Origin of the sequence: Lysinibacillus sp. NPDC094177, assembly GCF_050279145.1 — a bacterium.
Taxonomy (GTDB): Bacteria; Bacillota; Bacilli; order Bacillales_A; family Planococcaceae; genus Lysinibacillus.
Genome location: NZ_JBNNTW010000001.1, coordinates 594,346 through 608,822 on the forward strand (window position 1 = coordinate 594,346; position 14,477 = coordinate 608,822).

A 14,477-nucleotide genomic window follows, 5' to 3' on the forward strand; every position below is an offset into this window, starting at 1 on the left:
AGTCGTTCACATACAAAAATGACCGCCGAAAGACGGTCATTTCTTTATCATTTTATCAATATCGTACCACAGTTTAGGCCAATATGTGAGAGCTCGTTTTGTGAATGGCACTAAATAATCTAAAAATACGAGCTGTTGATTTAATGGTAAATCTACTGCAAAAAGCCATTCACGTAACAGCTCATTTGGATATTTTAAACGATGTAGCTTTCTTTTATCTAATCGTTTCATCTCTGGTAGTTCTGCAAATATTTTTCCAAGGTCATAATCTACAGCAGGTAATACGCGATGTAACCATAAGATATATTCATCATCCGCTTCTCCAAGATGAGCCATATCAAAATCAATTAAACGCAATTTCCCATCTGAGCACCATAAAAAATTATGATGTACGACATCTCCATGTAAAAGCGTTATTTCTTTTTCAGGTACATCTTCCTGAGCGATTAGCTGTAACGATTTTTCACTATAATGTAAAATTTGATCGATTTCTTCTTTTGTTAAAAATGCACGAAAGTCATTTCGTCTGCTTTTAAAACGCATATGACGCATTTGCCATTTTAAAAGCTGTGAATAGGTATGCAGGCCTGGCACCCGCTGCCAAGCAATTTTTTTATGTGTATCATGTAACGTATTTAATAACTTGAGTGAATCCTTCCGATCTTTTTTATGTGCAAAATTAGCACTATGACTTCCCTCTTGCCAATCTTGCACGATTAAATACTCATCATCACTTCTCATTAAAGGTAAGATTAGCGAAGGTTCCAGATGTCCAAGCTGTCGATGAATAACCCTCACCTTTTCTGCTACTTCTATCTGCTTTGCTCGTTTCACAAAATAATTATTGGATTGATATTTATACTTCCAAATATTCGGCTTTACTTCTTCAATGATATACGCTTTTTCACCATCGATAAGGCGTCATCCCGCCTGGGTAAAAGTGCGGTGACATCCATGGTCCTACCGAATGTGGCATATGGCCATGTGTTGGACATGGCATTGGGCATGGTGGCGGACATGGCGGTGGACAATGACATTGATCCATTTGCCAAGTTGGCATCATGACTGGTTGTGCATGACAACCACATGGCTGTTCCATTTCCGGCATCATTTCTGGCATAGGCTGCATAGGGAAGAATGGAGATGTACTAGATTCTAAGAACTCCCTTTTTTCGCATGGCATTTCACACGACATTGGTTGCTCCGGCATTGTATAAGCCTCAAATTGCGGTTCCATTGGCATTGGCATCGGCATTGGCCAATACATATGATGATGCACTGGCTGATGGCAGCTAGCACAATGTGGTACTGCTGGCATTTGTGGCATGATAAAAATCGGTTGCGGCATTGGAGGTGGTGGCGCCTCCGGTTGGACCATAGGCTGTGGTGGCGGTTGAATTTGAATTGGTGATACAGTTTGAGTTTGCTCTACATTTGGCATGACAACTTGTTGATTCCATCTAAGCTCAACAGGCGCTTGCTGAGGCATCGGCATTGGCATCGGATAAGGAATTGGAATCATCTGTGGTTCTGGCATAGGTGGTGGTGGTACAATAATAGGTGGTGGCATCGGTCTTTGAACCTCTTTCTCTTTCACGTGCCTTGTAGGTGACTCCTTGTGCATGTGTTCTTTGTGCATATGTTCCTTATGGCCCTCTCTATGTCCCCCCTCTCTATGCACTCCCCAATCTGTTTCTCGACTATGTTCTCTATGTGGTTCTCTATGTTGTTCTCTATGTGGTTCTTTGTTTATTTTTTCAGGTAGGATAATTTCCATGCCCGGTACAATATAATCTGGGTTAGCAAGATGGGCATTTAGCCGCTTTAAATCTTCAAACGAAACGCCATATTCTTTTGCAATCTTCCACAACGTATCTCCCTTTTGGACAATATGAATACGCAATTTCTTCCTCCCTTCCTCTCTTCGTATCATATGTTCAATGTTTCATTTGGATACAAAAAATTCACGCATGTTGGAAATGCTTCGTGGTACACTAGTTTTTAAGGAAAACTGCTTCCTTTATTACAGGCAGAGGTGATCTCTTATGAAAAAAATGTTAGGCGAAGAACGCCGACTGCAACTTCTAGCACAACTTAAAAAAAGTCCAGCACCTATAACAGGGACGGACCTAGCTAAATTTGCTAATGTTTCTAGACAAGTCATTGTCAATGATATGACATTATTAAAGGCTAGAAATGAACCTATTATTGCAACTAGCCAAGGATATCTTTATATGCACCAGGAACAATTACATCAAACTGTTGAACGTACAATTCCTTGCTTTCACACCGCAGAGGATGCAGAAGATGAACTTATAACAATAGTTGATTGCGGTGGTACAGTAAAAAATGTCATTGTTGAACATCCAATTTATGGGGAAATTACCGCATCCATCATGGTCTCTAACCGTCATGAGGTTAAAAAATTTATTCAACGTGTCAACGAAACACAGGCAAGTTACTTATCTGAGCTAACAGGTGGTACACATCTTCATGTTATTTCTGCGCCTTCTGTTGAAATTCTAGATTTAATTGAGCTTACTTTACAAAGAAAGAGCTATTTAGTTGTAGATCAATAAATTAACAAACTTTGCTTCAATAAAGTGTAAAATCAAATAATTGATTAATAGCTGCTAGCCTTCAAGGAGACTAGCAGCTTTTCCTCTAAAAAAAGAGCTATCCACTTTTTTAATTGGATAGCTTCAGAGTTAGAGAAATCTTTTTCGTTGTGAAGGTGTTGGCAATAAACATTTTTCGTTTTGTCCGAAAAGACGATATCTATTTTTAGCAAACATTCGGTACATTATATTTCGTATAGATGGAGGAAAAAGGATGAAAATATAGCAGACAGGCCAAAAACTATCTAATCGCTTACAGATTTTAAGAGCTGCTGTGGATTCAAAATATGCCTTTCCATGATGACACTATCTATATTTTCTGGCACTCCATGTTGTGCAAGTAGTGTCTGTCCTACATCACTTTGGATGGATGCAAATTGGAAATATGTGGACTGATCATATTTGATAATAAATTGCACACTCCGATCACAAAAATTGCACACTCCGTCAAACAAAATAATGCCGCCCACAACGATTCCTCCTAGTCGCTTTTATTTACTCGTCCGATGTTAGATAAGTAAAGTATGTACCAAGTGACTTCACCTTGCAACCAAGTGCAGCTAGTTCTTCCATAGCTCCACGCATCATAGGCTCCTTTTCATCCGCTAATACATCAATCATAAAGAAATAATCACCTAAGCCTGTTTTTAATGGTCGTGATTCGATTTTACTTAAATTTAGCTGTCGCCATGCAAATACTGATAATACCTGATGTAATGCCCCTGAACGGTCCGTTGGCAATGTAATCATGAAAGTTGTCTTCGCCTGTCCATCCGATAATTCTTGCGGCAATCGTCTATTTTGCTTGGATAATACGAAGAAGCGTGTATGGTTAAAATGGAAATCATGAATATCAGGTTGAACGATTTCTAAGTCATATTTAACTGCTGCAGCTGCATTTCCAACTGCCGCTATGCACTCGTCTGGATTTTCGGATACGAATTTTGCTGCTGCTGCTGTTGATGTCGTTTGAAGTAACGGAACATGACTGAAACGATAGAATAAGTATTTATGACATTGGGCTAGCGCATGTGGATGTGAATAAACACCAGTAATCGATTCCCAATTGTCCTTCTGTTCTTTATTGACCATTAAATGCTGCTGTATTTTTAATAGAAGTTCACCTGTAACATATAGGGTCGCCTCATGGAATAAATAATCGAGCGTTAACGATACAGATCCTTCTAAAGCATTTTCTAGTGGCACAACTGCTAAATCTACCTTCCCCTCAGCTACTGCCTCAATACATTCTGGAATTGTAGCACAAGGGACAAGCCATTCATTCGGAAAGGTTGCCTTTGTTGCTAAGTATGTAAATGATGCCTCCGGTCCTAAATATCCTATTCGTTTTTCCCATTGTTGTTCTGTCATTACATCTACCTCCTGTTCATTGTTTAATTTGATTGGCCCACCACCATGACGTGGGGGTGATTTCCATTTCAACTGGGTGCCTTCATGTGGTCGTCCATCTTGCACTCCAATCAACTTATACACTTACGTTTTAAGAAACTTTTTAAATTTCACTAATGTAAAAATTTAGAATTTTCAGTTTCTAAAAACTTCTTTCATTCTACAACAAATGTTGGTAAAGCATAATACGAAGCTTCCCAAGCGTTTGGAACCCCTCTTTATGCTTTTCTCTCTATGAATTTTCTCTTTTGTTATAGAATAAGGAGCTGTCCCATAAAGCGATATTATTACATCACATAGGACTGCTCCTTTTGAGTTTATTTACATTCTGTCAAAAATTCAAGCTTACTTTCAGTCATTACAATGCACCAGAACTAATTACTTCCGCGGACTCTACAAAATCTAAACGTTTGAGTTGCTGTATTAAATCATCAAGTTCACATGTCATACTAGTTACATCTAATGACAATGTAACATTAGCACGTCCTTGTATCGGTATTGTTTGATGGATAGTCAGTACATTGCAATGCGTAATTGTCACTGTTTCTAAAAGCTTTGCAAGTGTTCCTTTACGGTCTTGAAGCTGTAAAAAGACTGTTAAAATGCGTTCCTGCACAATTGAGTGAAAAGGAAATACAGCATCACGATATTTGTAAAACGCACTACGCGATAAATCCACCTGCTTTACCGCATCCCAAATGGAAGATACCGAACCACTTGAAAGTAAGTGTTTCGCCTCCAAAGTTTTTTGCATAGCATCCGTTAAAACATCTTCACGAACTAAATAATATCGCTGATTCGCAACATTCTTCATACGCTTCCCCCTAAAACTCTTGTCTTAATCGACAAATTCAAATTCAAACTCTTGCAGACGAACAGTATCACCATCTTGAGCTCCACGTTCGCGTAGAGCTTCATCCACACCCATTGCACGTAATTGACGAGCAAAACGGCGAATACCATCTTCACGGCTAAAGTCAGTCATTTTAAATAGGCGTTCAATTGCGTAACCACTAATGATAAATGTACCATCATCATCACGAGTAATTTCGAAATCTTCACCTTTTGCTTCATGTTTATACATTACCGTTGCTTCTGATTGCTCCTCTAAATCATCATATAGAGGGAATTCAGGTGTTACTTCAAGTAAATCAGCAATCGCAAATAGTAACTCTTTTAAACCTTGACGTGAAATAGCTGAAATCGGGAAAATTTGAACGTCTTCTCCCACTTTTTTGCGGAATTCCTCTAAGTTTTCTTCTGCACCAGGCATATCCATTTTGTTAGCAACAATAATTTGTGGACGCTCTGTTAAACGAAGATTATATTGTTTTAGCTCTTCATTAATCGTTAAATAATCCTCGTAAGGATCGCGGCCTTCCATTCCTGACATATCAATAACATGGACAATAACACGCGTACGTTCAATATGTCGTAAAAACTGATGACCTAATCCTACCCCTTGGTGTGCTCCTTCGATAAGACCAGGTAAATCTGCCATCGCGAAGCTTCGATGATCATCTGTCTCAATCATTCCTAAATTCGGGACAATTGTTGTAAAATGATATGCACCAATTTTTGGCTTAGCAGCAGAAACAACAGATAAAAGCGTTGATTTACCAACACTTGGGAAACCTACTAGTCCCACATCCGCTAAAACTTTTAACTCTAATATAACATTTAATTCTTGTCCTGGCTCACCTTTTTCAGAAAGTTCTGGAGCAGGATTAGCAGGTGTTGCAAAGCGAGAATTCCCTCGGCCTCCACGGCCAGCTTTTGCGATAATCGCTTGTTGACCATGCTCTACTAAATCGGCAATAACAGCGCCTGTTTCTTCGTTCATTACGACTGTGCCAGGTGGTACTTTAACGATTAAATCGTCTGCACGTTTACCATGCATTCCTTTACTCATACCATGCTCACCACGGTCAGCCTTAAAATGGCGTTTATAGCGGAAATCCATTAATGTTCGTAAGCCCTCTTCAACTTCAAATACTACGTTACCACCATGTCCACCGTCACCACCAGCTGGACCACCATTCGGTACATATTTTTCTCGGCGAAAGGCAACCATTCCGTCCCCGCCGTCGCCACCTTTTACATAAATCTTAACGTGATCGACAAACATTTAGTTCACTCCCTATTTGCTTTCAATACATATTGCCAGCACGAATTCGTCTGTTCAATTGTTTGAATGTCTAATTGTTTCAAACCTTTTTCGGTGAATGCATCAGCACTCCATAGCCCATTTAGCGTGAATGTCACGGCAAATGTATGATCGTCAACACGTACATCGAGCGCTAAGCTCTGCTCTGTAAATGGATCTAATGTATCATAAACATGCATAACTGTTTTGTTTAAGTAGTCTACAACATCCGAATCAATACTATTTGTGACAGGCTTTATTATCTCACCGCTTAGCTTCATTGGTAATGAAGGATAGCGCCAGCCTCCTGTTTGCAGCCATTCTATTGTTTTCGGTAATTGTAGACGATTAAGGATAGAAAGTACTTGTAATTGCTCTGAATACTCTTTAATAAGTTTTTTTGATTCATCAATTCTACCTAAATCTAAATTCATGCGAATAAGCTGAAGCTGATTCACATAATCATGATTTGCAAAACGTAATACTTCACTAATGGTTAGTGATTGATTGTTCATCCCATTCACTCCAATAAAGTTATCCTTACTAGTATAACAAGTTTTGCTTTATTTTTCCCTTAATTCTTCATCGAATTTTAGCCAAAAAAAGGACTGCAATAAATGCAGTCCTCCGCTTTATGTTATCTTATAAAAGATTAAGCTTCTTGTGATGCTGGGTATACAGATACTTGTTTGCGATCGCGACCTAAGCGTTCGAATTTAACAACGCCGTCAACTTTAGCAAATAGCGTATCGTCACCACCACGACCTACGTTTGTACCTGGGTAAATTTTTGTACCGCGTTGACGGTAAAGAATTGAACCACCAGTTACGAATTGGCCATCAGCACGTTTAGCACCAAGTCGTTTAGACTCAGAGTCACGTCCGTTTTTAGTAGAACCTACACCTTTTTTAGATGCGAAAAGTTGAAGGTCTAATGCTAATAATAATTTCATCGTGTTCCACCTCCTACTTGGTTGTAGTTGATTTGGATGTATTGTCCGTAATTTTGCACCATTGAATACACTTGGGCAGTCATTACTTGAACAATTAACTGTAGTTTTGCATCAATCTCAGGTTCAATATCTGATGGTAAATCTACCTTAAGATAGCCTCCACCTTCAGCAGCTTGTTCGACTTCTGGCTGTAATTGTAATAGTGCATAAATAGCATTCACCGTACCTATGGCAATTGTAGATGCTCCTGCACATACTAAATCTTTACCAGATTCATCGTATTCAGCATGTCCTGAAAATTCAAATGCTGACACATGTCTATTTTCATCGTGATGAATCGTAACTTGTATCATTCGCTACACCTCACAATTAAGCGTTGATAGCTTCAACAACTAATTTTGTGTAAGGTTGACGGTGACCTTGTTTACGACGGTAGTTCTTTTTAGCTTTCAATTTGAAAACAACGATTTTTTTCGCACGGCCTTCTTTAACAACTTTAGCTGTTACAGTAGCGCCTTCTACGAATGGAGCTCCAACTTTAACGTTTTCGCCACCAACGAATAATACTTTATCAAAAGTTACAACCTCATCAGCTTCTACGCCTAATTTTTCAACATAGATTTCTTGACCAGCTTCTACTTTGATTTGTTTACCACCAGTTTCAATAATTGCGTACATTTTACTGCACCTCCTCTTAGACTCAGACTCGCCTGTTTATAAAGGTGATCATACGATTCTTAAACCTTTCCAGTGCGGTTGCAGTAGCACAGGTGCTACAAACAATAACATTAAAATATTACCACACGTTTTTTTTTAAGTCAATCTATTCATTACATATTTCTCAAATGCTAAACGATATTTTCGATAATTCCATTCTTTTAACGCTTGAAGCCAAATAAATAAACATAGAATTGCTAAAAAAATAGATTGTGGGAGGTAACATAAAGTTATGATGAATAGTATAAAGGCTATTATAAGAGAAAACCAGTAATAATATTCAAATGCACGAACACTTGGACTGAATAAAAATAAGCATGCTAAAAATATTCTGCCACCGTCCAACGGAATGATCGGTAAAACATTGATTGCTAATAGCACAAGTTGCACATTAATAAGCTTAGTAGCAAGCAGCTCTGGCATAAAAAAAGCAAGGCCAATCCCTAATATTGTAGCGATTGGTCCCCCTAAGGCAATCCAAAGGAGTGACATCGCTGGCACAACCGCTGGATTTTCAAATTCTATTTCCCCTCCGTAAGGTGTAATAACACATGATTTCACCTTTACACCACAAAGCATTGCCGTTAACAAATGACCTGCTTCATGCCATAATAACGAAGATAAAATAATGGCGTAATAAGCAATTTGGCCAGTAACAATCATTAAAAATACGAGAGGGATACATAGAAGATGCAGTTTAATTTTCATTGGACGCCGCTGCTTCAAGCCACTGTACAATCTGCTCTAAACTATAATGTGTCTTATCTTTTTCAATCGAGATATAGAGTTGTCCTGCCTCTTTCATGCCGATTAAATCGTTTGCCTGCACTGTTGTGTAGGGAAGTTGTGCTAAACTATCCAACATACCATAGGATACTGTTGTACCGTCATCATAGCTAATCGTCATTGTTTTACCAGTATATTTTGTATGACCGGTAAAAACGACAAGACCATTCTTTCCAGCATAAACCGGTAGACCCATGTCATATTGCAATAAAAACCCTTCCTTAAAAACTTGCGCATTGGCAAATGATAATAGCTCAGTTTGCCCAACATCACTCGATACCAAAATTGTTGCATCATCTTTATTTAGCCAACTTTGTCCGAGCTCGCTTAAATAGGTTAAATCAGCTGATGTCGTAACTAGTTTTCGCACTGGTGTTTCCAATACACCTTGATCCTCTAAACGAATTACAAGCATAATTGCAGCCACAAGCAGTATTGTGACCAACCATTTCCATTTCTTAAACAAGCTCTCATCCTTTTTTCACACTATATGAGATTGCATGTCCATTCATGCACAAGAAAAAACCTTCTCGTACAAATGCACGAAAAGGCTGATGATTATCTTGAAAATAATGCTTTTAGTTTTGAAAATACACCTTTATGTTCATCTTCAATTGCCATAAGTGGCACAGACTCTCCAAGTATTCGACGGGCAATATTACGATAGCCTAGAGATGCTTTATTAGTAGGATCCATTACTACTGGTTCACCTTTATTGGATGATGAAATAACCCCTTCATTATCTACGATGATCCCTAATAAATCGATAGACAAATGTGTTGTTATTTCATTAACATCCAATGTATCACCGCTTTTCATCATATGCTGACGAATGCGGTTAATAATTAGTTTAGGTGCAGTAATTTCTTCCTGCTCGAGTAAGCCAATAATTCGATCTGCATCACGCACTGCAGAGATTTCTGGCGTCGTCACTACAATTGCATGATCTGCACCAGCAACAGCATTGCGATAGCCTTGTTCAATGCCCGCTGGACAGTCTATTAAAACATAATCATAGTCTCTTTTTAATTCTTCTACTAAGCTCTTCATTTGCTCAGGTTTAACAGCATTTTTATCTGTCGTTTGAGCAGCAGGTAATAAAAATAGTTTCTCATCTACACGTTTATCTTTTATTAACGCTTGATGAATCTTACAGCGCCCCTCAACAACGTCTACTAAATCATAAATAATTCGATTTTCAAGACCTAAAATTACGTCCAAATTACGTAGACCAATATCAGTATCTACTAAACATACTTTTTTACCTTGTAGAGCCAATGCAGTCCCAAGGTTAGCCGTTGTCGTTGTTTTTCCGACACCGCCTTTACCTGAAGTTATGACGATCGCTTCTCCCACACTAGCTACCTCCCTTAGACACATTTAACAATGGTCGAATATTTTTTAAAGCGTGAATTTGATCATACGTAATGCGCCCATCATAACCAATTAATGCACAAGTCATCTCATCTTGATTAATTGCTTTTACATGTTCGTTTGACATTGCCTGAACCTGATCAGCAATCATAATGTGTGTGGCTTCAAAGCGAGATGCTGCTATGATTGCTTCCCTATTACCATGAACACCAGCATGCGCAATTCCTTTGAGTTTGCCTAAGACATACACATTGCCACCTGCTTCTACACGTCCGTTCGGATTGACATTCCCTACGATAATAATATCTCCTGGCGAACGAAGAACTTGACCCGATCTGACCACACCTACATATGTATCTTGTTGACTTTCAATCCTTTTCTGGTTGCTCTCATGGACAGTCAGTACTTCACTTTGCACCTTTGAAACGATTAGTTGCTCTGTTTCTTGAACAATTTTAATAAGCTCATTGGTTTGTTCATCAGAACAGTATCGATAGCCCAAATATAATTGTACATCTACTTTACTATCGATACCGCTTTCTGAAACTTTCTTTTTAAGCTCTTCTACTAAATCGACATACGCACATTGATCGTCTAAATGAAGAACAAATCCATCCTTTGTTCCCTTCATATTAACTAACTGTTTTTTCATGAATGCCTCACCCCACGTTGTTCTTTGTTAAGAAACTTCACGTGCTCTCTGTAAGACACGCGCATTAATTAGATACTTGAAGGCCCAACCAAGAATCATTAAAAATAGTGCATTAGCAATGATCGTTGGTAGTAGTCGTGAACGTAAGAAATCCGATAATGGGATTGCTGTAAAGTCGATAAGATAGAAGAATTGATAGAGTATAAATTCTAAAATTGCTACTAAAACAACTGAAATCGTCGTTGTCACAACTAAGTGCTGATGAATAACTTTCACAATTGACCCTGCTAAAAAACAAGTAAGCGGAAACAGCACTGAATATAATCCAATAATATCAATGTAAAACACATCATACAAGACACCAAAAAAAAGTCCATACATTACCGCTCGTTGACGGCTGTAATAGATGGATATAAATATTAAATATAAGATTAAAAATCTCGGAACTAAATAATAGATTTGCCCATTCACTTCAATCGGTGAAAGCATAGCAAACGCTGGTTCTAGTAAAAATAGCAAAACTGCCACAGTGGGGATGAGAATTCGAACCATTATTTCGCCTCCTCTTCACCCTTTTGTGGATGTGTTAAATCCTCGTTCGATGCATTACCATCAGATCCATCTATCACAGTAGCGGAACGTTTAGCAATAACAACATAGTCTAAAATTGAAAAATCAGCAGATGGTTTTACATAGGCCATTTTTGTTAAGCCAAAATCATCTGTGCTTACTTCAGTTATTTCTCCGATTGGCACATTTTTTGGGAAAATACCGCCAAGTCCTGATGAAACTACTTGCTGACCTTTTTTAACTGTTAAACTTGAATCGATTCGCTTCATAATGAGTTCATTACGCTCTTTATCATAGCCCTCGATTAAACCGTATGCTTGTTTATCTCCTTGAACCATCGCAGAAACACGATAGTTAGGATTATTTGTATTTAAAAGCTCTACCTCAGAGGTGAAAGGTGTTACTAAAGTAATTTTACCGATTAACCCTTTCGCTGTCATAACTGCCATATTTTTTTCTACACCTTGCGAAGAACCTTTATCTAAAATAATTTTTTCTTCCCATTGGTCAGGATTTCTAGCGATCACTGTGGCATGAATCGGATCATAGGCTTTTAAGCTTTCCGATTTGTCCATAAGCTCTTGATACTTTTTAATATCAGCTTTCAAGTCCGATGCCTCAGCTTGTACAGCAGCAAATTCATCTAAGCGTGCTTTTAAACGTTTATTTTCTTCGTACGTGTTTAATAGGGAATCAATACTATTAAAAACACCAGTAATATAATTCGCCGGCTTCGCAACAATAGATTGTGCGACGCCGACAGTGTCTTTAATAATTTGCTCTGGTAAAGAAGCATTCGTCCGTTCACGTAATGAGAAGCTAATCAATGCCACAAGAAAAACCATGCCTATGAGCAGCAAAATTAATTTCTTATTGAAAAAAAAATGTGGCATTGCCTAAACCTCCTTACCCTTTAACTTGTTGTGCACGAATTAAATCAATATGTTCTAGAGCCTTACCTGTACCAATAGCAACACAGTCCAGTGGATCTTCTGCGATAAATACTGGCATATTAGTTTCTTGGCTAATAACTTTGTCTAAATTCGTTAATAGCGCACCACCACCTGTTAGTACAATTCCGCGTTCCATTACGTCTGCAGATAATTCAGGAGGTGTTTGTTCAAGCGTTTTTCGAACACCATCAATAATAGATGCTACCGCTTCACGTAAAGATTCAGAAATTTCCTGTGAAGAAATTTCGATTGTTTTAGGTAAACCTGTTAAAAGGTCGCGTCCTCTAATTTCCATTCTTTCTTCTGGACCTTCAGCCAACGCTGTACCGATTTCCATTTTCACTGCTTCCGCAGTACGTTCACCAATTGTTAAGTTATATGATTTACGAATATACGAAATGATGGATTGGTCCATTGCATCCCCGCCGACACGTACAGATTCACTTGTTACAATACCACCTAATGAAATAACCGCTACCTCTGTTGTACCACCACCGATATCAACGACCATTGACCCTGTTGGATCCCATACTGGTAAGTTTGAACCGATTGCTGCTGCAAATGGCTCTTCAATTGTAAATGCTTCTTTAGCACCTGCTTGGCGAGCAGCATCAATAACCGCACGTTGTTCAACCGATGTAATACCGTAAGGCACACAAATCATAACATTTGGTTTTTTCCAATTACCACCAGAATTTTTACAAGCTTCTTTTAAATAGTATTCTATCATTGCTGTAGTAATATCAAAATCAGCAATAACGCCATCTTTCATAGGACGGATAGCTACGATTGAGCCAGGTGTACGACCAATCATATTTTTCGCATCATTACCAACTGCAACAATATCTCCAGTTTTTGTATTTTTCGCTACAACTGAAGGTTCGCGTAAAACGATTCCCTTCCCTTTAATAAACACTAATGTATTCGCTGTGCCAAGGTCAATCCCGACATCTTTACTTCCTAATCCAAACAAATTGTGTACTCCCTTTCTATTTAAGCCATACTTTCGTTGACATCAACTATACCCCGGCGCGTAATTACACCCCAAGGCTCTATCTTCATTCACTCGGTGTTAGACACCAACTGAAAAAACTACACACTCATTTATCTCACACCTGTTGAATTGAGAGTCTTCTTTTGAATAAAGATAAAATCATACCGTTCATTATAACGGAAAAACGCAAGAATTTGTAGTGCTACATACCTCTTCTCGCGGAAAAGATACTATTTTAATTTCCTCCTAAACAAAAATAGTACGTATAGATTAGCATATAATTTTTATTCATGTAAGACAACGTGTAATAGGCTACCAATTTTTGTGAATATTATAGACATTTCTACGAATACAATAACGCTTTATATAAAAAAAGGTTCGCATTCATTTTTAGTTTTCCGCAAAAAAAATACAAAATATTTATTTTTAAAATAATGATGCGATTTGATACTTCATCAAACGTTAGAATAAGGAACAAAATGTGAGGCTGCCCGAAACAATTCAGCAACTACCCTTCAGTCTTAATTACATACCTCAGCAAATTTTATTGAGCTAGGGATTTTCATCTATAAACTAAATTAAAAAACCCTGCAAAATGCATGCAGAGTTAAAAATATCCTTTTTCCTTCAAACTAATAAACTGATGATCACCAATGATGAGATGGTCTATTAAATCAATGCCTATAATATAACCAGCCTCTATAATCCTTCTCGTCACTTCAATATCCTCATCACTGGGTGTTGGTACGCCACTGGGGTGATTATGGGCACAAATAATAGAGGCTGCAGATCTTTTTACAGCCTCGCGAAAAATTTCCCTAGGATGAACGATTGAAGCATTTAGACTGCCTATAAAAATCGTCTGTCTATGAATAATTTGATTTTTTACGTTTAAAAAAAGAACTACAAAATGCTCCTGATTCAGTGAGGTCATATCAGGCATTAAATAGGCAGCAGCATCTTGCGGTGAGCGAATCGTATATTTTTCATCGCTATGTTTCTGTGCGAGACGTCTACCGAGTTCAATTGCTGCTAATAATTGAATAGCTTTAACCTCACCAATCCCTCTAATAGCAACCATTTCTTCTATTGTTGCATGTTTCAAATGATGTAAACGTTCAAAAACGCTTAGTACGCGATTTGCAAGTACAAGAACAGACTCCTCTTTAGTGCCTGTCCTTAGTAAAATAGCCAGCAGCTCCTGGTTTGATAAACTCATAGCGCCTTGTCTCCGAAGTCTTTCTCGAGGTCGATCCTCAATATTAACGTCTCGTATCATCGTCCTAGGTAGAACATCATTCGGCA

General features: G+C 38.2%; 18 protein-coding genes, 1 pseudogene and 1 other annotated feature. Of the genes and pseudogenes, 1 reads left to right on the forward strand and 18 read right to left on the reverse strand.

The features are described 5' to 3' along the window. Positions 1-36 precede the first annotated feature (36 nt). Positions 37-834: a phosphotransferase gene (locus ACQKNC_RS02830; protein ID WP_427423360.1), complete on the reverse strand. Its 798-nt coding sequence runs from the start codon at positions 832-834 to the stop codon at positions 37-39. 70 nt (positions 835-904) lie between these two features. Further along, positions 905-1,903, reverse strand: a complete 999-nt coding sequence (locus ACQKNC_RS02835) for a LysM peptidoglycan-binding domain-containing protein (protein WP_427423361.1) — start codon at positions 1,901-1,903, stop codon at positions 905-907. Between the two features lie 142 nt (positions 1,904-2,045). Here ACQKNC_RS02835 and ACQKNC_RS02840 point away from each other — a divergent pair, with 142 nt between their 5' ends. Then, positions 2,046-2,579 carry a transcription repressor NadR gene (locus ACQKNC_RS02840; protein ID WP_427423362.1) on the forward strand — a complete coding sequence of 178 codons (534 nt, stop codon included), beginning with the start codon at positions 2,046-2,048 and terminating at the stop codon, positions 2,577-2,579. A gap of 129 nt (positions 2,580-2,708) precedes the next feature. Here the strand turns inward: ACQKNC_RS02840 and ACQKNC_RS02845 are convergent. From ACQKNC_RS02845 to radC, 16 genes and pseudogenes are all read right to left on the reverse strand, one after another. Further along, a pseudogene (locus ACQKNC_RS02845) lies at positions 2,709-3,088 on the reverse strand (thiol-disulfide oxidoreductase DCC family protein). Positions 3,089-3,113: 25 nt separating this feature from the next. Beyond that, on the reverse strand, positions 3,114-3,989 hold the full coding sequence (pheA, locus tag ACQKNC_RS02850) for a prephenate dehydratase (protein WP_427423510.1): 876 nt from the start codon (positions 3,987-3,989) through the stop codon (positions 3,114-3,116). Positions 3,990-4,386: 397 nt separating this feature from the next. Further along, positions 4,387-4,842: an ACT domain-containing protein gene (locus tag ACQKNC_RS02855; RefSeq protein WP_053484814.1), complete on the reverse strand. Its 456-nt coding sequence runs from the start codon at positions 4,840-4,842 to the stop codon at positions 4,387-4,389. A 24-nt stretch (positions 4,843-4,866) separates the two neighbouring features. Further along, complete coding sequence (obgE, locus tag ACQKNC_RS02860) at positions 4,867-6,156, reverse strand: GTPase ObgE (protein WP_427423363.1); 1,290 nt, start codon at positions 6,154-6,156, stop codon at positions 4,867-4,869. A gap of 5 nt (positions 6,157-6,161) precedes the next feature. Next, positions 6,162-6,689, reverse strand: a complete 528-nt coding sequence (locus ACQKNC_RS02865; RefSeq protein WP_427423364.1) for a Spo0B domain-containing protein — start codon at positions 6,687-6,689, stop codon at positions 6,162-6,164. A gap of 137 nt (positions 6,690-6,826) precedes the next feature. Continuing rightward, positions 6,827-7,126, reverse strand: coding sequence for a 50S ribosomal protein L27 (gene rpmA, locus ACQKNC_RS02870; RefSeq protein WP_053484817.1), 300 nt, complete (start codon positions 7,124-7,126; stop codon positions 6,827-6,829). Next, positions 7,123-7,479, reverse strand: coding sequence for a ribosomal-processing cysteine protease Prp (locus ACQKNC_RS02875; RefSeq protein ID WP_049667663.1), 357 nt, complete (start codon positions 7,477-7,479; stop codon positions 7,123-7,125). Before ACQKNC_RS02875 ends, rpmA begins: the two co-directional genes overlap by 4 nt. A gap of 16 nt (positions 7,480-7,495) precedes the next feature. Continuing rightward, entirely contained in the window at positions 7,496-7,804 is a 309-nt protein-coding gene (rplU, locus tag ACQKNC_RS02880) for a 50S ribosomal protein L21 (protein WP_036124117.1), read from the reverse strand. Positions 7,805-7,818: 14 nt separating this feature from the next. Beyond that, positions 7,819-7,894 (reverse strand) — a sequence feature (ribosomal protein L21 leader region). A 45-nt stretch (positions 7,895-7,939) separates the two neighbouring features. Next, entirely contained in the window at positions 7,940-8,551 is a 612-nt protein-coding gene (locus tag ACQKNC_RS02885) for a stage IV sporulation protein FB (RefSeq protein ID WP_427423365.1), read from the reverse strand. Then, the gene (locus ACQKNC_RS02890; RefSeq protein ID WP_427423366.1) at positions 8,541-9,095 is read right to left on the reverse strand and encodes a peptidoglycan DD-metalloendopeptidase family protein; all 555 of its coding nucleotides are present in this window, start codon (positions 9,093-9,095) and stop codon (positions 8,541-8,543) included. Before ACQKNC_RS02890 ends, ACQKNC_RS02885 begins: the two co-directional genes overlap by 11 nt. Positions 9,096-9,187: 92 nt before the next feature. After that, positions 9,188-9,985: a septum site-determining protein MinD gene (minD, locus tag ACQKNC_RS02895; protein ID WP_427423367.1), complete on the reverse strand. Its 798-nt coding sequence runs from the start codon at positions 9,983-9,985 to the stop codon at positions 9,188-9,190. A gap of 1 nt (position 9,986) precedes the next feature. After that, positions 9,987-10,655, reverse strand: coding sequence for a septum site-determining protein MinC (gene minC / locus ACQKNC_RS02900; RefSeq protein ID WP_427423368.1), 669 nt, complete (start codon positions 10,653-10,655; stop codon positions 9,987-9,989). 27 nt (positions 10,656-10,682) lie between these two features. Next, on the reverse strand, positions 10,683-11,207 hold the full coding sequence (mreD, locus tag ACQKNC_RS02905; protein ID WP_427423369.1) for a rod shape-determining protein MreD: 525 nt from the start codon (positions 11,205-11,207) through the stop codon (positions 10,683-10,685). Then, a complete protein-coding gene (mreC, locus tag ACQKNC_RS02910) occupies positions 11,207-12,118 on the reverse strand; it encodes a rod shape-determining protein MreC (RefSeq protein WP_427423370.1) in 912 nt (303 codons plus the stop codon). Before mreC ends, mreD begins: the two co-directional genes overlap by 1 nt. A gap of 13 nt (positions 12,119-12,131) precedes the next feature. Next, entirely contained in the window at positions 12,132-13,151 is a 1,020-nt protein-coding gene (locus ACQKNC_RS02915) for a rod shape-determining protein (protein WP_427423371.1), read from the reverse strand. Between the two features lie 628 nt (positions 13,152-13,779). Next, positions 13,780-14,451, reverse strand: a complete 672-nt coding sequence (radC, locus tag ACQKNC_RS02920; protein WP_427423511.1) for a RadC family protein — start codon at positions 14,449-14,451, stop codon at positions 13,780-13,782. Positions 14,452-14,477 lie beyond the last annotated feature (26 nt).

Bases quoted from the DNA above. Each gene is read 5' to 3' on its own strand.
- ACQKNC_RS02840 (WP_427423362.1), top strand. From the start codon at position 2,046: ATGAAAAAAATGTTAGGCGAAGAACGCCGACTGCAACTTCTAGCACAA.
- pheA (WP_427423510.1), bottom strand. From the start codon at position 3,989: ATGACAGAACAACAATGGGAAAAACGAATAGGATATTTAGGACCGGAG.
- ACQKNC_RS02855 (WP_053484814.1), bottom strand. From the start codon at position 4,842: ATGAAGAATGTTGCGAATCAGCGATATTATTTAGTTCGTGAAGATGTT.
- obgE (WP_427423363.1), bottom strand. From the start codon at position 6,156: ATGTTTGTCGATCACGTTAAGATTTATGTAAAAGGTGGCGACGGCGGG.
- ACQKNC_RS02865 (WP_427423364.1), bottom strand. From the start codon at position 6,689: ATGAACAATCAATCACTAACCATTAGTGAAGTATTACGTTTTGCAAAT.
- rpmA (WP_053484817.1), bottom strand. From the start codon at position 7,126: ATGAAATTATTATTAGCATTAGACCTTCAACTTTTCGCATCTAAAAAA.
- ACQKNC_RS02875 (WP_049667663.1), bottom strand. From the start codon at position 7,479: ATGATACAAGTTACGATTCATCACGATGAAAATAGACATGTGTCAGCA.
- rplU (WP_036124117.1), bottom strand. From the start codon at position 7,804: ATGTACGCAATTATTGAAACTGGTGGTAAACAAATCAAAGTAGAAGCT.
- ACQKNC_RS02885 (WP_427423365.1), bottom strand. From the start codon at position 8,551: ATGAAAATTAAACTGCATCTTCTATGTATCCCTCTCGTATTTTTAATG.
- minC (WP_427423368.1), bottom strand. From the start codon at position 10,655: ATGAAAAAACAGTTAGTTAATATGAAGGGAACAAAGGATGGATTTGTT.
- mreD (WP_427423369.1), bottom strand. From the start codon at position 11,207: ATGGTTCGAATTCTCATCCCCACTGTGGCAGTTTTGCTATTTTTACTA.
- mreC (WP_427423370.1), bottom strand. From the start codon at position 12,118: ATGCCACATTTTTTTTTCAATAAGAAATTAATTTTGCTGCTCATAGGC.
- radC (WP_427423511.1), bottom strand. From the start codon at position 14,451: ATGATACGAGACGTTAATATTGAGGATCGACCTCGAGAAAGACTTCGG.